The organism is Flavobacterium sp., assembly GCF_043756175.1.
Taxonomy (GTDB): Bacteria; Bacteroidota; Bacteroidia; order Flavobacteriales; family Flavobacteriaceae; genus Flavobacterium.
Window position 1 is genome coordinate 1 of record NZ_JAYURN010000047.1, and the last position, 20,376, is coordinate 20,376.

The 20,376-nt window shown below is 30.7% G+C and carries 14 protein-coding genes, 1 tRNA gene and 1 pseudogene; 14 read left to right on the forward strand and 2 right to left on the reverse strand.

Annotation, left to right across the window (positions count from 1 at the left end):
• Positions 1-1,239, forward strand: a pseudogene (locus ACH2BP_RS02820) (hypothetical protein); the annotation flags it as partial.
• 156 nt (positions 1,240-1,395) lie between these two features.
• The gene (locus ACH2BP_RS02825; RefSeq protein ID WP_395056802.1) at positions 1,396-2,010 is read left to right on the forward strand and encodes a transposase; all 615 of its coding nucleotides are present in this window, start codon (positions 1,396-1,398) and stop codon (positions 2,008-2,010) included.
• Positions 2,011-2,113: 103 nt separating this feature from the next.
• On the opposite strand, the gene ACH2BP_RS02830 is transcribed toward ACH2BP_RS02825, so the two are convergent.
• Positions 2,114-2,195 (reverse strand) — tRNA-Leu (locus ACH2BP_RS02830).
• Positions 2,196-2,372: 177 nt separating this feature from the next.
• On the opposite strand from ACH2BP_RS02830, the gene ACH2BP_RS02835 reads away from it, so the two are divergent.
• From ACH2BP_RS02835 to ACH2BP_RS02850, 4 genes are all read left to right on the forward strand, one after another.
• A complete protein-coding gene (locus tag ACH2BP_RS02835; RefSeq protein WP_395056804.1) occupies positions 2,373-3,761 on the forward strand; it encodes a dipeptidase in 1,389 nt (462 codons plus the stop codon).
• A 12-nt stretch (positions 3,762-3,773) separates the two neighbouring features.
• Positions 3,774-4,325, forward strand: coding sequence for a class I SAM-dependent methyltransferase (locus ACH2BP_RS02840; protein ID WP_395056806.1), 552 nt, complete (start codon positions 3,774-3,776; stop codon positions 4,323-4,325).
• A gap of 69 nt (positions 4,326-4,394) precedes the next feature.
• Complete coding sequence (locus tag ACH2BP_RS02845) at positions 4,395-5,963, forward strand: flavin monoamine oxidase family protein (RefSeq protein WP_395056808.1); 1,569 nt, start codon at positions 4,395-4,397, stop codon at positions 5,961-5,963.
• Positions 5,964-6,110: 147 nt separating this feature from the next.
• Positions 6,111-7,211: a DUF4407 domain-containing protein gene (locus tag ACH2BP_RS02850; RefSeq protein ID WP_395056810.1), complete on the forward strand. Its 1,101-nt coding sequence runs from the start codon at positions 6,111-6,113 to the stop codon at positions 7,209-7,211.
• 59 nt (positions 7,212-7,270) lie between these two features.
• Here ACH2BP_RS02850 and ACH2BP_RS02855 read toward each other — a convergent pair whose 3' ends face one another.
• The gene (locus ACH2BP_RS02855; RefSeq protein WP_395056812.1) at positions 7,271-7,996 is read right to left on the reverse strand and encodes a PH domain-containing protein; all 726 of its coding nucleotides are present in this window, start codon (positions 7,994-7,996) and stop codon (positions 7,271-7,273) included.
• Between the two features lie 267 nt (positions 7,997-8,263).
• Here ACH2BP_RS02855 and ACH2BP_RS02860 point away from each other — a divergent pair, with 267 nt between their 5' ends.
• The 8 genes from ACH2BP_RS02860 to ACH2BP_RS02895 all read left to right on the forward strand — a co-directional run bounded on the left by ACH2BP_RS02860 (position 8,264) and on the right by ACH2BP_RS02895 (position 20,266).
• The gene (locus ACH2BP_RS02860) at positions 8,264-9,613 is read left to right on the forward strand and encodes a sigma-54-dependent transcriptional regulator (protein ID WP_395056814.1); all 1,350 of its coding nucleotides are present in this window, start codon (positions 8,264-8,266) and stop codon (positions 9,611-9,613) included.
• Between the two features lie 29 nt (positions 9,614-9,642).
• A complete protein-coding gene (locus tag ACH2BP_RS02865) occupies positions 9,643-13,140 on the forward strand; it encodes a PAS domain S-box protein (RefSeq protein WP_395056816.1) in 3,498 nt (1,165 codons plus the stop codon).
• A 139-nt stretch (positions 13,141-13,279) separates the two neighbouring features.
• Entirely contained in the window at positions 13,280-13,714 is a 435-nt protein-coding gene (locus ACH2BP_RS02870) for a response regulator (protein ID WP_395056818.1), read from the forward strand.
• Between the two features lie 30 nt (positions 13,715-13,744).
• Positions 13,745-14,470, forward strand: coding sequence for a polysaccharide biosynthesis/export family protein (locus ACH2BP_RS02875; RefSeq protein ID WP_395056820.1), 726 nt, complete (start codon positions 13,745-13,747; stop codon positions 14,468-14,470).
• A gap of 14 nt (positions 14,471-14,484) precedes the next feature.
• Positions 14,485-16,623: a Wzz/FepE/Etk N-terminal domain-containing protein gene (locus tag ACH2BP_RS02880; protein ID WP_395056822.1), complete on the forward strand. Its 2,139-nt coding sequence runs from the start codon at positions 14,485-14,487 to the stop codon at positions 16,621-16,623.
• Positions 16,624-16,635: 12 nt separating this feature from the next.
• On the forward strand, positions 16,636-17,868 hold the full coding sequence (locus ACH2BP_RS02885) for a lipopolysaccharide biosynthesis protein (protein WP_395056824.1): 1,233 nt from the start codon (positions 16,636-16,638) through the stop codon (positions 17,866-17,868).
• The gene (locus ACH2BP_RS02890) at positions 17,859-18,977 is read left to right on the forward strand and encodes a glycosyltransferase family 4 protein (RefSeq protein WP_395056826.1); all 1,119 of its coding nucleotides are present in this window, start codon (positions 17,859-17,861) and stop codon (positions 18,975-18,977) included. Before ACH2BP_RS02885 ends, ACH2BP_RS02890 begins: the two co-directional genes overlap by 10 nt.
• Entirely contained in the window at positions 18,974-20,266 is a 1,293-nt protein-coding gene (locus tag ACH2BP_RS02895; protein WP_395056828.1) for an O-antigen ligase family protein, read from the forward strand. The genes ACH2BP_RS02890 and ACH2BP_RS02895 overlap by 4 nt, the downstream gene beginning before the upstream one ends.
• The last annotated feature ends 110 nt before the right edge of the window (positions 20,267-20,376 follow it).

Sequence of the window (20,376 nt, forward strand, 5' to 3'; positions counted from 1 at the left end):
AAATTAGATTCTGAAACCCAAAATTATTTAAATAAAAAATACATAAAAGGAGGTTCAGAAACAGTTATTTCATTTACAAAATTATGTTATGATACCTTACTGAAGAATAAAGGTGAATTTGGTTTTATCATTCCAAAATCATTTACATTTTCATCTAATTATGAAGCAATTCGTGAATATGTTTTTGATGATATTTCTGAAATTATTGATTGTAAAAAAGTATGGAAAGAAGTTTTGTTAGAACAAATTATTTTCTTTTTTACTAAAAACAAGAAAATAACAACATACAAAACAGGCAAGCTAAAAGGTCAAGACATATTAATAATTGGTAATATTAATAAAGATAATTTCAGCGAATTTGGATTCTATCTAAATGATATTTCAAATAGTGAATTAAATATTGGTTTAAAAGTAAAAAAATCAAATTTTTACATCAAAGACATTGCGAAAAATTCTCGTGGAGGAATTTTTCAAAATAAAATATCCGAAATTGGTAATATTGATGTTCTTGGTGGTGCAGAAATTCAAAGAAATGGTATCGTTGGCATCAAAGGAAAAATTGAAATTTCACAAATTGAAAATGATGCAAAATGTTTTATAAATAAAAATTCAATTTTAGTTCAAAATTTAGTAGCTCATATTGAAAATCCAACAGACCATATTAAAATTACGGCTTGTGTTCCAGAACAAAATAATTTTGCAATTGTAGATACAGTAAATCAAATTACTTTTGATGATAAATATAATGCCAAAATATTTTGGAGTTTGTTTAATTCAAAATTAATCAACTGGTATTGTTATCGTTTTATTTTCGCAAGAGCAATAAGAACAATGCATTTCGATAATTCGATAACTAATAGAATTCCAATCCCAAAAGATTTTAACCAACAACCATTCATAGAGAAAGCCGATTTAATGTTGTCATTAAACAAAGACTTACAAGAACAATCGCAAAAGTTTCAACGAACGATACAACGCAAGTTCGAGTTAGCCAGTTTACCCAAAAAACTACAAGATTGGTATTTGTTATCGTATGGCGATTTTATAAAAGAACTGGGCAAACAAAAAATAAAACTATCGCTTTCGCAAGAAGCCGAGTGGGAAGAGTATTTTACCACCGAAGCCACCAAAGTAAACGCAATAAAAACCCAAATAACCACCACCGACAAAGCTATTGATAGTATGGTTTATGAGTTGTATGGGTTAACACCAGATGAAATAAAAATTGTAGAAAATTAGAACCAGTTGGGAAAATTAGCCCTCGCAGGGTTTTAAACCCTGCGAGGGTTGAAAAAGTTAAAAAGTCGAAGAATAAAAACCCTCGAAGGGTTGGAAAAAATTATCCCTCGCAGGGTTCAAAACCCTGCGAGGGTTGAAAAGTTAAGAAATAAAAAAATGGAAGCAAAAGTTCCTCTTACTCACGGAAGCTATTACCACATATACAATAGAGGAAATAACGGAATAGATGTGTTTTTAGAAACCGAAAACTATTACCATTTTCTACGTTTGTACGCGAAATATATCGAACCTATTGCCGAAACGTACGCTTGGTGTTTGCTGAAAAATCATTTTCATATCTTAGTAAGAATAAAAGATAAATCCGAAATTGTAGAGAGTGAACTAACTTACAGCACTACCGAAAAACCTAAGGTTATTGAAGCATCGAGACAGTTTTCGCATTTTTTTAATTCCTATACTCAAGCGATCAACAAACGACACCATAGAACGGGAAGTTTGTTCGAAAAAAACTTTGAACGCAAATTAGTTACCTCAGAAAAGTATTTTCAACAACTCATTTTTTATATCCATAATAATCCTGTTCATCACGGCTTTGTTAAACAAATGAATTTATATCCTTGGTCGTCTTATGAAACAATAGTTTCCAACAAACCAACTATGCTAAAAAGAAATGAAGTAGTTGCATTATTTGGTGATCAAGAAAATTTTATTTACTATCACAATCAGCAACAAAACACGAATGAAATTAATGATTTGATAATTGAAATTTAGACCTTTAACCCTCTCAGGGTTTTGTAATTTAGCCCTCGCAGGGTTTTGAACCCTGCGAGGGTTGCAAAACAAAAAAGCTTCTCTATTTGAGAAGCTTTTTTTGTGCGGATAATAGGACTCGAACCTACACGCCTTGCGGCACCAGATCCTAAGTCTGGCATGTCTACCAATTTCACCATATCCGCGAAATTTGTGAGTGCAAATATAAACATAATTTTGAATATTGAATTATGAATTATGAATTTTTTTATTGTATTTTTGATAGATAATACTAAAAATCAATTACCAACACAAGACCTAATATTTAAATCATTGATTTTTAGAATTTTAATTTTAAATCTCCAATTTCAATTAATTAAAGAATGAATACTATAAAACAATACGTACAAGAAAACAAACAACGTTTCATAGACGAATTAATCGAATTATTAAAAATTCCATCTGTAAGTGCCGATGCTGCTTATTCTAAAGATGTTATCAGAACTTCCGAAGTAGTAAAAACAAGCCTCGAAAAAGCAGGTTGTAATTTTGTCGAAATCTGCGAAACACCAGGTTACCCAATCGTTTTTGGCGAACACATTATCGATAAAAACTTACCAACCGTTTTAGTTTACGGACATTATGATGTGCAACCAGCCGATCCAATCGAATTATGGACATCTCCTCCTTTTGAACCAGTAATTAAAACAACCGAAATTCACCCAGAAGGTGCGATTTTTGCTCGCGGATCTTGCGACGACAAAGGACAAATGTACATGCACGTTAAGGCTTTCGAATACATGATTGCCAATAATAACTTGCCTTGCAACGTCAAATTTATGATTGAAGGTGAAGAAGAAGTAGGTTCTAAATCACTTTCTTGGTTTGTAGAACGCAACCAAGAAAAATTAGCATGTGATGTAATCCTAATTTCAGATACAGGAATGATTTCTAATCAACAGCCATCAATCACAACAGGTTTACGTGGATTGAGTTATGTTGAAGTAGAAGTTACAGGTCCAAATAGAGATTTACATTCTGGTTTATATGGTGGCGCAGTAGCTAATCCTATCAATGTTTTAGCAAAAATGATTGCTTCGCTTCATGATGAAAACAACCACATTACAATTCCTGGTTTTTATGATAATGTAGAAGAATTATCTCTTGAAGAAAGAGCCGAAATGGCAAAAGCACCATTCAATTTAGATAATTACAAGAAAGCACTTGCCTTAAATGATATTTACGGAGAAAAAGGATATGTTACCAACGAAAGAAACTCTATTCGCCCGACATTAGACGTGAACGGAATTTGGGGTGGATATACGGGAGAAGGAGCAAAAACAGTTATTGCCAGCCAAGCTTTTGCAAAAATATCTATGCGATTGGTTCCTAACCAAGATTGGGAGCACATTACAGAATTATTTACCAAACATTTTGAAAGCATTGCTCCATCAGGAGTTACTGTCAAAGTAAAACCGCATCATGGCGGTCAAGGTTATGTAACACCAATAGATAGCATTGGTTACAAAGCAGCAAATATGGCTTATACTGAAACTTTTGGAGTTCCAGCAATTCCAGTTCGTTCTGGAGGAAGCATTCCTATTGTAGCTTTGTTCGAAAAAGAACTAAAAAGCAAAACAATACTAATGGGATTTGGTTTAGATAGTGATGCGATTCATTCGCCAAACGAACATTTCGGAATTTTTAATTACCTAAAAGGGATTGAAACGATTCCATTATTTTACAAGTATTTTGTAGAATTAAGTAAATAATTACAAAACACTTTGAGCAAAAAAAAGTTTATTTCAGAAGTTTTCAAATCAGGAGGAACCATCGGTGCTTTGTCGCCAAGTTCCTCTTTTCTTGCAAAAAAAATGCTAAAGCCAATTCATTTTGATACTGCAAATTGCATTGTCGAATTTGGTCCAGGAACAGGCGTCTTTACACATAAATTATTAGAAAACATGAATTCGAATGCTATATTATTAACATTCGAAATCAATCCTACATTTCATGATGAATTAATGAAAATTAATGATTCTCGATTGATTGTTATAAATGATAGTGCCGAAAAGATAGACCATTATCTACTTTTACACAATCAGAAAAAAGCGGATTACATTATTTCTTCTTTACCTTTTGCTATGATTCCAGATGTAGTTGTAGACAATATTTTAAAAAATTCGTTTGAAGTTTTATCAGAAAAAGGAAAATTTATTCAGTTTCAATATTCTTTAAACGCACTTTCAAAATTAAAGCTTCTGTTTTCTAAAGTGAAAATTAGCTTTACTTTTTTAAATTTACCACCAGCCTTTGTTTTTGTTTGCAGTAAATAAAAAACTAATGTCATTTTCTGTATTCATTTGACTATATTTTTTTAAGTTTACGCTTTGAAAACAACACAAATGAAAAAGAATATTTTGATTGCTGGTGGCGGAATTTCTGGACTTTACAGCGCGCTACAATTAAGTCAAAGAGGTCACAATGTAACCATTATTGAAGCAGCTCCAAACCATTGGGGTGGCCGTATAGAAACTACAATTTTAGATGAATTTGTTGCCGAATGGGGACCAATGCGTTTTGAAACGCAATTACAACCTAAATTCGGAAAATTAATTGACGATTTAAAAATTGAACTCATTCCATTCAACGGACCAAAAGCAAATCCGTCTCCTTTTCCTCAGTATGACCTACCATTGCAAGAACAAAATCTTGATGCTTTGGATTTATTGCGAAGAGGGATTTTGCTTATGATGGGAAAATCACTTAACAGTCCGCTAGATTATGGTTGCCAAAATTGGATTGATAGTTTGACAGAAGATGATTTTCGTATGATGCGAAAAGAATCAAAACTTAATGAAAAACTCATGTGGAAAATGGGTTTCTGGAATGCTTTGAGCGAAGACGGAATTTTATCTCATCAAGCATTGATGAAAATTCGAGATACTGGAACTTTCTATCATATGATTCCTGACAACTTAAATGCTATTGAATGGGTAATTTGGTGGTTGCGTGCTTTCAAAACTGAAGGACAGATCTTATCAACCATCAAAAAAGGTTCGAATGAAATCACAAATCAGATGATTCTTAGGCTTCAAAGTAGAGCCAATGTAACATTGATTAACAATGCTAAATTAATTTCATTCAAAAACCAAACAAGTACTCAAATTGAAGCACTCTATCTTCACGATGGAAATGAAAAAATCATTTTTGCCGATCATTTATTATTGGCAATGCCTCAATATCCATTAAAACAATTGGCGTCCTCTTTACCCGATTCAATCAGCTCTCAATTAGATTCAGTTAATGGTTTTGCGATGACTAAAGTGTTTTTTATTATGAACCAACCTTGGTGGAAATATGACCAATCGCCACAAGCCAGAGCCAATAGAATGCCTACTCGAGAAATTCATTATTTCCGACGTTCAAAAACAGATGATTTTGATGGCTACGGTATGATTTTATTGTACACTGACAAACCAGCAACCGAATTTTGGAACTATTACATTCAGGACAGCAGCCTGCATCATTTAGCCGAGGTTAATAATAATGATGAAATCAAACAGCAATTTGCCAACTTTATGTCCAAAGATGTTTATCGTTCGTTACAAGGAAATGAAGCCATGACTTCTTCAGGTTTACATTTAACAAGAGAAGCGTTGTTTAAGTATTCTAATATGACTTTAGACGAAATCAATATTGACATTGAAGCTTCGATTGTTTCTTACGGCATTCGTGATTGGTCTTGCGCACCTTATGGAGCGGGCAATCATTGTTGGCGACCAGGTGTAAAGTCTTGGGAAATACAAGAGCTATTTAAAGCATTTTCATTAAACGATTCGAAAAATAAAAATGTACATATTATTGGAGAAGCTTATTCTGACTATACGGGGTTTATAGAAGGAGCAATTAATTCTTCCGATTGGGCATTGGAACTCATTACAGGCGAAAAAATGACAATTGATATGAAATAAAACATAAAAAATTCAGAGACTATATTTGATTATTTATTCGCAATTTCAAAATTATATTTTATTTAACTTAAAATAAATCAACGTTTTATACTGAATTTAGATTTTTGGCGTTAAATTTGTACATCATCAATCAAATCACAATCAATCATGTTAAAACGTTTTTTTATTCTGTGTTCCGGCGCAGATGAGGATTTACTTTCCTCTTGTTCTGAAGGCGAACAAACCAAGTATGTTGGTATTGGAGCCACGGTTTTCTTTACCGCAATTATGGCATTTACTGCCAGCAGTTATGCGCTTTTTACTGTTTTCGACAGCATTTATCCTTCCGTTTCTTTCGGAATTGTATGGGCTTTACTTATTTTTAATCTCGACCGATTTATTGTTTCTACTATTAGAAAACGTGACCGGTTGTGGAACGAATTTCTGCAAGCAACGCCAAGAATCATTTTGGCGATGATTATCGCCATCGTAATTTCGAAACCATTAGAAATTAAAATTTTCGAAAAAGAAATCAATACCGTTTTACTCAAAGAGAAAAATCAATTGGCAATGTATAATAAAAAGCAGGTTTCAGATTATTTTAAATCTGATTTGGATAAAAACAAAGCCGAAATAGATAGTTTAAAATCTCAACTTTCTAAAAAAGAAAAAGAAGTAAATACTTATTACGAAACTTATATTACAGAAGCGGAAGGAACTGCTGGCACAAAGAAATTAGGGAAAGGCCCAGTTTTTAAAGAAAAAATTGCCAAGCATGATTTAGCAAAAAAAGAATTAAATACTTTACAAAAAACCAACTTAGCAAAAATTGCCGAAAAAGAAAAAAAAGCCAAAACCCTTCAAGCTGATTTAGACAAAAAAGTAACTGAAAATCAACCTATTATTGATAGTTTTGACGGATTGATGGCTCGAATAAATGCGTTAGGAAAACTACCATCGCTTCCTTCATTTTTTATTATGCTATTATTTTTAGCAATTGAAACTTCGCCAATTATTGCTAAAATGTTATCTCCAAAAGGAGAATATGATTATAAATTAGAAGATAATGAAACGGCGCTAAAAACACATATCGAACAAAATAATCACCAACGAAATCTTCAAAAACAAACTGATGCTTCGATTTATGATAAAATTTATGCCGATATAAAAGAAGAAAAAGACCTTTACGAATACAAGAAAAAAGGAGCTATCGAACTACTAAAATTACAATCCGATAGTTATGTAGAAAAACAAAAAAGCGTAATGTGATTTCATAAAAAAATGCCGAAAACTAATTTTCGGCATTTTTTTTATAGGTTAATTTATTTTTACATATAACTTAAAATCTCTTTTTTATAAGTATCGTATTCTCCTTGCATGATTAATCCATTGTCAAGGAGTTTTTTATAGTTCTGTAGCTTTTCAAATAATTCGTCTTGCGACAAATCAGCTAGTTTTTTTTCAGATGCAGATGTCGTGTTTACTGAATTGGAAACTGACTCAGAAAACGTTGGTATCACTGGCATAATTTCCGCGAAATTAGTTACTTCTTCCGTTTCAATTTCCTCAATAATTTCTTCTTCATACGGAATTGTATCTAAAACAGGAATAGATTCTTCTTCGGCAACTTCTTCAAGAATTGGCGCAATAACGACAGGGTTTTTTAGTAAATCCATTTGTTCTTTTGCAAAAGTGTGCAATTTTCGAGCTTGGTTTTTAGGAATATAATCGATGCTAATAACCAATTCCGTTTTAGTCGAAAAAGAAAATTCAGAACCTAAAATATTTTCTTTTACAAAAGCACCCGCAATATCTTCCCAATCATAGTCAATAATATCCATAGATAATCCTAAATTTTTGGGCTTGCACATGATAATTCTTTTGTTTGTTAGTACAATACTATCCGGAAAAACAGTGATTGCAGGTTTTTTTTGAACCCCAATGTATCCAATCTCTTCATTTTTCATTACTAAAGCTTCTAGTTTAGCTGTAATTTTCTCTATGGCTTTAGGATCTTGATCTTCGTTTAAAAAACTTTTTATTTGTTCTTTCATTTTTTTTTGTGCTAAACAACTTTGTTACTGATTTTTAAATTCCTGTACAAAAGTAATGCCTAATTTTTGAATTTCAGTTATAAAATTTAGTAAAGCATAATGTCATAAAACAAAAAAAATCGCCAATTTCATTTAAAGCACAGAATTATTTTAACAAAAACTACGGAAAAACCATATCAAAATTACTTATATAAACGCGAATTTTACAAATCACATCTTAATGTTAGTTAATCTTAAAAAAAGAAATAATACAAAAAAATAAAAAGGATGACTCATGTTAAAATTTTTTTAATAGAAGATGACCCCTTTTTTGGTCAGTCACTTAAATATTATTTGAGTTTAAATTCTGACTATGAAATATTCCTTTTTCAGACTGGAAAAGAATGTCTTGAAAATTTACACAAAAAACCAGACATTATATGCTTAGACTTTGGCTTACCTGACATGTCAGGGGATAAACTTCTAAAAAAAATTCAAAAAACCAATAATGCTATCCCTATAATTATTATAAGTGGTCAAGAAGAAATTGAAATTGCTGTAGATTTTTTGAAATCAGGGGCTAAAGATTATATTGTAAAAAATAATCACACAAAAGATTTACTTTGGAATTCAATCATAAAAATCAGGGAAAATCTCAATTTAGTTCAAGAAGTTGAAGAGTTAAAAGAAAAGCTAGAACAAAAATTTAGTTTTGAAAAAACAATCATAGGGCAAAATGACGCCATTAAAAATGTGTTTCTTAAAATTAATAAAGCCTTAAATACAAATATTAATGTTTCCATTAATGGTGAAACTGGAACTGGTAAAGAAGTCGTTGCAAAAGCCATTCATTATAATTCTGATAGAAGAAACAAACCTTTTGTGGCCGTAAATATGGCTGCTATCCCAAAAGAATTAATAGAAAGCGAATTTTTTGGTCACGAAAAAGGTGCTTTTACCGGCGCTGATAGCAGAAAAATAGGCAAATTCGAACAAGCAGATGGAGGTACTATTTTTCTTGATGAAATAGCTGAATTAGATTTGAATCTACAAAGTAAATTACTACGAGTTTTACAAGAAAGAGAAGTTATTAGACTAGGTGGTAATGAAATTATTAAATTTAACGCCAGATTGATTATCGCTACTCATAAAGACCTTGCTCAAGAAGTGAAAAAAGGTGCTTTTAGAGAGGATTTGTACTACCGAATTATTGGTTTACCAATAGAACTACCACCATTACGGGAACGTGGGAATGACACGTTACTTTTAGCCAAATATTTTATTGATTTGTTCACAAAAGAAAATAAAATAAAGACGATTTCATTGTCAAAAGAAGCCAAAGAGAAACTTAACAAATATCCTTTTCCTGGAAATATTAGAGAATTAAAATCCGTGATCGATTTAGCTTGTGTGATGAGTGACGGGAAAGAAATTCTAGCAAATGATTTAACATTTACGTCTATAAATGACACTAGTTTTTTCCTTTCAGAAATAAAGACTTTAAAAGAATATACTGCTGAAATCATTCTCCATCATTTAAAGAAAAACGATAATGATGTTTTAAAAACAGCAAAAAAACTGGACATTGGAAAATCAACCATTTATAACTTAATCCAATCTTCTGAAAACGACAAATAAACGTATGAATTCAACTTCTTTTAAATATAATGAATAAATATCTCCCGATACCACAAAATGAAGTATCTCGTTTAGATGCTTTGGCTCGATACAATATTCTTGATACTTTACCAGAAGACGAATTCGATCGTCTCACACAATTAGCGTCAATTATATGCGGAGTTCCCATTGCACTAATTACTTTAATTGACAATGAAAGGCAGTGGTTTAAATCTAAAATTGGTTTGGATACAACGGAAACACCTAGAGATATTTCGTTTTGCCAATATGCAATTAATGGTGAATCCCTTTTTGAAATTGAAGATGCAACAAAGGATGAACGTTTTATAAGCAACCCTTTAGTAACAGACCAACCCAGTATCCGATTCTATGCAGGTTATCCATTAATTGATCCCGATGGCTATGCGCTTGGTACTCTTTGTGTAATTGATAGAGAAACTAGAAAATTAACTGCCGAACAAAGGCGGGCATTGACACTCTTAGCAAATGAAGTAGTTTCACAAATTGTATCGAGAAAAAAAAATGCTGAAAAGGATAAATTAGAAAAAATGTTCGACCTTTCAATTGATCTGATATTCGTGGCTGCTACTGATGGATATTTCAAAAAAATCAACCCTGCATTTACATTATCTTTAGGTTGGACAATAGAAGAATTGCTTGCAAAACCGTTTTATGATTTCATTCATCCTGATGATGTTACTATCACATCTAATGAAATTAAAAAACTAGCAACAGGAGAAAAAACGATAAGCTTCGAAAATCGGTTTATAACAAAAAATGGCAATTACCTGTCAATGAACTGGGTTGCTAATCCTGATGAAATTACCGGAGAACTTTACGCAATTGCCCGTGATATAACCGAACGAAAGAAAGCAGAAGAATTACTAACGGAATACAAACATTTTTTTTACAACACAGCTAACTTTTCATGCATTGCAAATGTGCAGGGTTATTTCGAAGTCATTAATGCAAATTTTGAAAAGATATTGGGTTATACTGAAAAAGAATTGCTCGAAAGTCAATTTCTAAGTTTCATACATCCTGATGATATTAATCTAACCCTAAAAGAAATTGAGAAACTGCAAAACGGTGCTAAAACTATAAATTTTGAGAACAGGTATCGTAAAAAAGATGGGGATTATTTATGGTTTGATTGGAACACAACCCCCAATCCTGTCAACGGAAAACTCTACGCAATTGCCCGTGATATAACCGAACAAAAAAAAGCTGAAAGGTTGCTAACACAAAGTGAAGAGCGCAATCGATTGATTATGAACGCTTCACTTAATGCTATTATTACAATTAATAAAAAAGAGGAAATCACTTTTTGGAATGATCAGGCTGAAACTATCTTTGGTTGGAAAAAAGAAGAAGTAATTGGCAAAACATTGGCAGATACAATCATTCCAAAAGAGCATAAAAAAGGCCACTCTGAAGGCATGAAACACTATCTCTTATCCAGAGAAGGCCCTGTTTTAAACAAGCAAATAGAGCTTACTGCTTTAAATAAAGAAGGGAAGGAATTTCCTGTAGAAATTTCGATTATACCCATAAAACAAAATGAAGAAATTTTCTTTTGCTCATTTATTCAAGACATTTCCGAAAGAAAAAAAACAGAAGAAAAATTAAAATTTCAAGAAGAAAAATTTCGAAATATTATTTCTAATATGAATCTAGGACTATTAGAGGTAGATAATAATGAGAAAATAGTATTTGCTAATCAAAGTTTTGAAACCATTTCTGGTTATGAAATTACAGAATTATTAGACACAAATCCATTAGAAATGTTTGTTTTTGGCGAAAATTTTGATGTTCTAAAATCAAAAAATAAATTAAGAGCTCGAGGAATTTCAGATAATTACCAAATTTCAATAAAAAACAAACGTGGCGAGTTAAAATGGTGGGCAGTAAGTGGTGCTCCTAATTTTGATGACCAAAGAAAATTAGTAGGTTCGATAGGGATAATTCTTGACATTACAGAACAAAAAAAATTAGAAATTGAACTAGAAAAAGAAAAGATAAAGGCCGAAGAAGCATCAAAAGCTAAAGAAGTCTTTTTAGCCAATATGAGTCATGAAATAAGAACTCCACTCAATGCAATTATAGGTTTTCTTAGAGAATTAAGCAAGCAAGAGCTAACTGTTTTACAAAAAAAATATACAGAAAATATTTCAATTGCCTCTAAACATTTACTCGCCATTATAAATAACATTTTAGACATCTCAAAAATAGAAGCTGGTGAGATGTCACTAGAAAAAGAAGATTTTATATTACAAAAATCTATCTCTAATGTTATAACCGTTTTACAGCCAAAAGAGGATAACAGAGATCTGAAAATAGAAATGAATTTTAGCTCTGAAATCGCACCTGTTTTAAAAGGAGACTCATTAAGAATAGAACAGATTCTATTTAATTTAATTGGCAATTCATTAAAATTTACTCAAGAAGGATCCGTTTTAATTCGTTGTGAATTACTTAAAAATTATAAATTTTCACAAGACATAAAAATTTCAGTTGTCGATACTGGAATCGGAATGGATGAAAATTATGTTGAGTCTTTATTTAAAAAGTTCTCACAAGAGGACAAGAAAATAACCAGAAAACACGGAGGCACTGGACTTGGCATGTCCATTACAAAAGAATTAGTAAATTTAATGAATGGTCAAATTGAAGTAGAGAGTAAAAAAAACATAGGAACTTCAGTGCATGTTATTCTAAACCTCAGTATTGGTAATGCCGAAAATATAGAAACCAAAAATTTAAAAAAACCACAATCTAATCTTGATGGAATTCATATATTATTAGTGGAAGACAATGATATAAACAGAATGATGGTGCAAAATTCTTTACAATATTTTAACTGTAAAGTTACTGAAGCCGAAAATGGTATCGAAGCTCTAGAATTACTTAAGAAACAAAATTTCGACATCATTTTAATGGACATTCAAATGCCAGAATTGGATGGGATTGAAGCTACTAAGATTATCAGACATGAATATAAACTCTTAACACCAATCATTGCACTTACTGCAAATGCTTTTAAAACCGAAATAGAAAAATGCAAAGAAGCAGGAATGGATGATTATATTACAAAACCTTTTGATGAAACCATTTTAATAGAAACAATAGCAAAACAGGTACTTAAAAATCCAGATATATCAAACACAAATCCTTCAATTGACGAAAATTTATATAACCTCAACTCTTTAAACAATTTAAGTCGTGGAAATCATGATTTTGTAATAAAAATGATTACCATTTTTACAACGCAAACTGCAGACACCATTAATAAAATGAATCAAGCGTTAAAAATTAACGATTTTGTAGAAGTAAGTAAATTAATTCATAAAATAAAACCTAGCATTGAAGGTATTGGAGTTGTTTCAATAATTGAAGATGTAAAACTTTTAGAAAAAATAGCAAAAAAAACTTCAGATAAAAGCCAAATACTTCATTTATTTGGTAACATCAAAACGACATTAGAGAAAGTTATTATTCAATTACAAGAAAATGAATTAAATAAATAATTTTTTAAAATTCATGGAATTTTTTTCCAATATATGGAAAAAATAAAACAATTAAAAAATTTAACTCACTGACTTACAGTGGGTTATTTTTTTGGCTTGACTTTAGCAAAAGAGTAATTGGATATAAATTTAAAAAAACATGGAAAATCAAAATCAATTCAAATTTTTTATAGTAGATGATGATATTTTTTGTGCTAATCTGTACGAACAACATCTAACAAATATGAATTATACTGATATTACTTATTTCCATAACGGAAACGATTGTCTGAGTAATTTAGACCTTAATCCAGATATTATTTTTCTCGACCATAACATGGATGATATCACGGGGTTTGAAGTGTTAAAAAAAATAAAAAGATACAATCCTAATATTTATGTAGTCATGATTTCTGCTCAAGAAAACATTAAAACTGCTGTTGATGCGCTAAAGTATGGTGCTTTTGATTACATTATTAAAGATGCTGATGTTTGTGAAAAGATCAGCCCAATTCTTAATAAGATAATTCAAGTAAAAGAAGAACTAAAAAAAGCAAATCCAAGTTTTATTCAAAGATTGCTTTCATTCATATAAAATTCAAAAAGGCTCAAAAACTATTTAAACATGAAAAACATAATAGCATTACTGTCAATTATAGTCCTAATCTCTTGTAAGACACAAAATTTATTAGTTTCAAAAAAAGAAACTAATGACAAAAAATACTTTCAGTACGATGCAAATTATCAATACAAAATACGAAAAGACGACAAAATTTCAATCTCTGTTTGGGGTGAAGATAATTTAAGTGTCGGTTCTGTTTATGGCATTTATGACTCTAACGAAGTGTACGGAAAATGGCTTCTAGTAGATACGAATGGTAATATCGAAATACCAAAAATTGGCACTAAAAATGTGCTGAATAAAACTATTCCAGAATTAAAACAAGAAATAAAACAAGAATTAAAACTATGGTTGGTTAATCCAGTTGTCGATGTAAAGGTGTTAAATAAAGAAATTACAATTCTAGGTGAAGTAAGAAACCCTAATACAATTCAGGTAGACAAAGACTACAATAATTTACTCGAGATGATTAGTAAAACTGGCGGATTTGATTTTTATGCTAATTTGAAAGCTATTAAAATACTTCGTCAAGAAGGCGAAAACGTAAAAGTCACCAATCTTGATCTAACAAATTCTGTAGATATTTTAAATACAAATATTCAATTGCATCCTGGAGACATTGTGATTGTTCCTTCTAAAAAGAACAAAGAATTTGACAAACGTATTGCCACTATTATTCCTCTAACAACTACTATAAGCGCCGCTGCGATTATAATGGGATTGTTTTAATTCTTCTTAGTATCATGAACGAAAATCTCAGATTACTCAAGCCACTTTTTAGAGGATTACCCATCATCGTTGTCATAATGATTATTTCTGTTTTGGCAGCAAAAAAATATTTGAATTACGTTACTCCCATGTACGAAAGTACCGCGATGCTTAAACTAGCCGATGTTCATGAAGGGGTTCCTGGAGCAAATCTTTTTAAAGATCTAGATGTTTTTGCTTCAGCAATTAAAATATCGACTGAAATTGAAGTCCTAAAATCATCTATGCTTTTAGAAAAAGCCATTTTAGAACTGCCTTTTGATTTAGAAATATACAGAAAAGGTGATATGTTATCCGTAGAATTATTTAACAATTCGCCTATCCATATCGAAGGTACTTTTAGCTCAGAAAAAGGATTAGACAAACGGTATTCTTTACAGGTAATTTCAAACCAAAATTATTTACTTTCTTACCCAAATGAAGAGAATAACATAAAAGGGACTTTTGGAAAGCCTTTAGAAATAAAAAATGGTAAACTTTTAATCACACTTGATGAAGCATTTATAAAATCTAAAAAAGAAGTGAAAATTATAGATAATTACGAATTTGAATTTCTAAGCAAACGAAAATTATTAAGCAAAATAAATAAAAATTTAGACATTGTCCCCGTTGATAAAGATGTTCCAGTTATTCGAATTAACCTGAAAAGTAATGTTCCTGAAAAAGCGGCATTGTTTGTAAACAAACTGACTGAAATATACATTAAAGATTATATTGAAAATAAATATAATGCAGCAAACACAACCGTTTCTTTTTTGAATAAAGAAATAAATGGTTCCGATAAAAAACTGGCGAAATCAGAAAACAACATTCAAAATTATAGAGACGATAAAAATATTATCAACATTCCTCAAGAAACAGAAACAGATTTGCGCAAAATTGCACAACTTAAAATTCAACAAACGAATATCAAAATGAATCTGGATGCGATTAAAGATTTAAATAAATACATCGCATCTGGAAAAAATGATTATATGGATTTGGCTGCTAATTTTGAAGCATTTACCGATCTGCTTTCTACAGAAATGGTTAAAAATATGAAGAAATTACAAGCAGATAAAAAAGATTTGTTATTAACTTATACCCCACAACACGAAAAAGTTAAAATTATTGATGCCAAACTAAAAGACCTTACAGATTACCAAATTGAAAGTATCAAAAATACCGAAAAAAACCTTCAAGTAAAATACAACGATCTATCGGGAGACATCACCGAAGCTCAAAAAGTATTCATTGGTTTACCGGAAAAAGAAAAGAAAATGAACATCCTGAATAGAGAATTTAGTATGTACGAAAAAAATCATAACTTTTTAAATGAGAAAAGAATTGAAGCCGAAATTGCTAAATCGGCCAAGATTGCTTTTCATAAAATAATTTCTCCAGCAGAAATTTCAAAAACACCTGTTTCTCCAATAAGAAGTATCATAATTATAGTTTCCGCGTTTTTAGGATTACTTGGGTCAATACTATTAATTTATATTATACACTATGCAAAAGCTAAGGTTAATGACACTTTTACCATCGAAAAAAACAGCACTATCCCTATTGCATTCACTACACCCTTTCTCAAAAACAAGGATAGCATAAAAAACAATTTTCTCAAAGAAGCATTACAAATGGAATTGAAAGGACTACTCGAAAAACAAAACATTGTAGTTATCAGTTCTTATGACAAATCTAGCGATCATCTTTTTCATTCTAAAAATCTTATCGAAGCTTTTATCACGCAAGGCAGAAAAGTTTTAGTATTAGACATTACGAATGAATTAGACGGTTTGGTTGATAAAAAAGACTATCAAAGTTATGCTAGCAGTGAATTTTTACGGTATACCAAATCAATTTTCTTAAATGAAATTGAAACAAAAATTAAAGATTATGACATTTGTGTTATTCACAATCAAAGTATTAACGAAGATAAATTAGGGTTGGTCTTTATGAGTTTTGCTTCACAGAATCTAATTGTGCTGGATAGTCGAAAAACAGCCGAAAAAAACATCATAAAAATCGAGTTATTAAAAGACGAATATGCATTGCCTAATGTTTGGTTTGTACTTAACAAAGTAGGTTATAATCCAAGTCTATTGTTTGAAGCCAAAAAAATCTGGAACAAATAAATAAAACATAAGATGATTTACCTCAAAAAAAGAGTCGCTCCGCAAGCTGTTTTGGTTTTATTTGACCAAGCTATTTACAGTGGTACCAATTTTTTCTTGACTTTTTTTTTAGCACAACAACTTGAAATAAAAAGCTTTGGCTTGTTTTCTACCATTCTTCTTATTACCTACTTAATAATGAGTATTGTAAATGCGTTGTTAATCCAACCATTTCAAGTTTCGATTTCAAAAAATTCAAAAAAAAGAGAATATTATTTATTTATATTTCTTGGGTTAGTGGCTTTATTGTTTTTTTTTATGTTTGTAGTGAAGCTTCTTTCCTTTTTTTTACCTGCAGAAAATATCTTTAATGGAAATTCAAATCCTATAATTTGTTTTATTACAGGTTATATTTTTCAAGATTTTTTCAGGAAACTCTTTTTATCTATAGCCAATATTGGCAGTGTATTGATTATTGATTTATTGTTCTTAACAATAATCTTATTAGGATTTCATTTTTATACTATTCAAGTTAATTTGAATCTAGCACTTTGGATCATTGGATTAGCCAATTTTGTTTCTGCTATCCCCGGATTACTATTTATTATAAATAATTACGAGAAGCCTCTTTCTTGGAAGATTTTTTTAAAAGATCATTTTTCTCAAGGGAAATGGTTGCTGAGTGTTGCCGTTTTACAATGGAGTTCTAGTAATTTCTTTGTATTAGTTTCGGGCATATATCTTGGCATAGAAGCACTAGGTGCCTTAAGATTAGTACAATCGCTTTTTGGAATAATAAATATCATTTTACAATCTGTAGAAAATTTTTTCTTACCTAAAGTAGCAGCTTTGTATCATGAAAATGCATCAAAAGCAAAGTCTTATTTACTAGAAATTAGTCTTTATGGTGCTCTTTTATTTAGCGTAATTCTTTCTGTATTATTCTTTTTTTCAACCGAAATAATAATTTTAACTGGTGGAGAAAAATATCAAACTTACGGATATGTTGTAAAAATAATAGCTGTTTTATACTTCTTTATTTTTTTGAGCTATCCAATTAGAATTGCTATAAGAATAATGGTATTGAACAAAGTCTTTTTCTTTGGCTATTTGTTTTCGTTTCTATTTTCCGTACTTACATTTCATTTTTTATTAAAATATGCGGGACTTTATGGTGCTGTTTCTGGATTAATTTGCAATCAAATTATTATGATGCTGTATTGGCAAACCCAACTCAAAAAAAATCATTTTTACTTATGGAAATAATACACATAATATTAGGCAAAGCAAATCCAGACAGGATGAATGGTGTAAACAAAGTAGTATATCAATTAGCAACTAAACAAGTAGAATTTGGTAAAAAAATTTCCGTTTGGGGCATTGCTAATGATACTGAAAACAACTATGGCAATCGTAATTTTGATACCAAATTATTTTTAAAAAAAAGAAATCCTTTTGCTTTTTCTAAAGAATTAAAAAAAGCCCTGCTGGAGAAAAAAGGCAAAGCTATTTTTCATATCCATGGAGGTTGGATTCCAACATTTTATGCCATTGGAAAATTACTCCACAAAAATAAAATCGCTTATATCTTTACGCCTCATGGTGCTTATAATGTAATTGTTATGGAAAGAAATTTTTGGGTAAAAAGGATCTATTTTCAATTATTCGAGAAAAAATTTTTAAGTAAAGCTACAAAAATTCATTGTATTGGAAAAAGTGAAATTATTGGACTGCAAAATTTATACAAAAACGAAAAAACAATTTTAGTTCCTTATGGTTTTGAAAATAATCAGGAAATCTCTTTTAGAAATTCAGCAAATAAAGATATCGTTTTCGGTTTTATTGGTCGATTAGATATTTATACCAAAGGACTAGATACTTTGATAAAAGCATTTGGTAAATTTATAAAACAAAATCCAAATGCGCAGCTTTGGATTATTGGAGATAGCCAAGAAAAAGCCAAACTCCATGCTATGCTTGTAGCACAAAACATGCAAAACAATGTCGTTCTTTTTGGAGGAAAATTTGGAAAAGAAAAAGATGATTTAATGCAACAAATGGACATTTTTATTCATCCATCCAGAAATGAAGGCTTACCCACTTCGGTAATTGAAGCGGCTAGTTACGGAAAACCATGCATTGTAACCGATGCAACAAACATAGGCGACTTAATAGAACAGTACCAAGCAGGAGAAATGATTCTTGAACAATGCCACCATAAATTAGAAGAATCTATGGAAAAATTAGCTGCCATTTGGAAGAAACAAGAAGACTTTACCTTAGTTCGTCACAACGCCATCAAAATGGTGAAAGAAAATTTCAATTGGACAAAAATCATTCAAGAGTTTAATACTAAATTATATAGTACATCATGAATTTTGTAAAAACAGATCATAATGATACATTTCTTAAAAAAATAGACAATTATTTGTTTGTCATTCTTCTGTTGATGGTTGCTTGCTTTTTTACTTGGAGCGAAAATGTAAATATTACTCGTGGTATTAAAATAGTAGGTAGGATGGGGGTGATGATATCGTCAATTTTGATTTACAAAAAAATAATTAATCATGGAGCCGTAAACACAATGGGGTATAAAAACACGTTTTCTCCTTTGTTTTACATTGGTTATTTGTTTCTAGGATTACTATCATTTATGTGGAGTACAAATCCTGGTTTTAGTGCTTTGCAATGGTTTATGACATTTCAAAGTTTTGTGTTTTCTTATTTTTTTATCAAAAGTCTAAAGGTTTTAGATACTTTTTATGAAGGTCATTCTATCCGATTGTATCATTTGTTAGGCAATACTGTTTTTGTTTTACAATTAGTCTTTGTTGTTGGTCTTTGGGTCAGTCCAGATGTCTTTTTTAGATTAACAAATGGCGGAGAAGAAGCCAGGCTTGGCGGAACTTTAATGAACCCAAACGAACTCGGAATGCTTGCTGGCGTTGGGGTTGCCTGTCTAATATTCGATTTGTACCGATTTAAAAACAAAACTTGGACCATTATAAAAATACTTGTTATTTTTTATGCCTTATTTATGACAGGTTCTCGTTCTTCGTTAATAGGCGCATTTCTTATCATATTTTTTCATATAAATCAAACCAAAAAACAGGGATTAAAATTGGCTATCATGGGAGGCGTTTTGTTAGTAATGCCTTTTGCAATTAATGAAATCATCTTAAAAGGTGGTGATCAAAAAAGAATGGAAGAAATTCTAACGCTTACCGGAAGATTGCCTTTTTGGCAAGCATTAATCAACGAAGGATTGCCTCGGGAACCACTTTTAGGTTTTGGTTATATGCGAATAGATTACAAAGAATATTTTCAGAGCGTACATACATATCCAGGCAAAATGACACACAATACTTTTATGCAAGTACTTATGAACTTAGGACTTATTGGACTAACGATTGCTCTATTTCAAATATTTTTTACTGTTAAAGCGTTTTTTACCGAAGAAAAAGAGACGAAACTGATGCTCATTGGGATTCTCATTCCTATTTTAATCAATTCTTTTACAGAGTTTGGTATTTTTGGAGAAAGTAATTACGGAATTCTATTTTATCAAATGATTATATTTTCTATTTCTTTTAAAAATAGTACCCACCTTACTCCTACTCAAAAACTTCATTTAAAGAAAAGAAGGCCTGAATTTTTTAGTTAAAATCATTCCAAAAAAAAGTATTTTTCCAAATTTTGGAAAAATATAAACATGTATTTCTTTGTGAAGTGTTGATTTTATTACTATTGCGATTTTGGCACAATTATCACGTT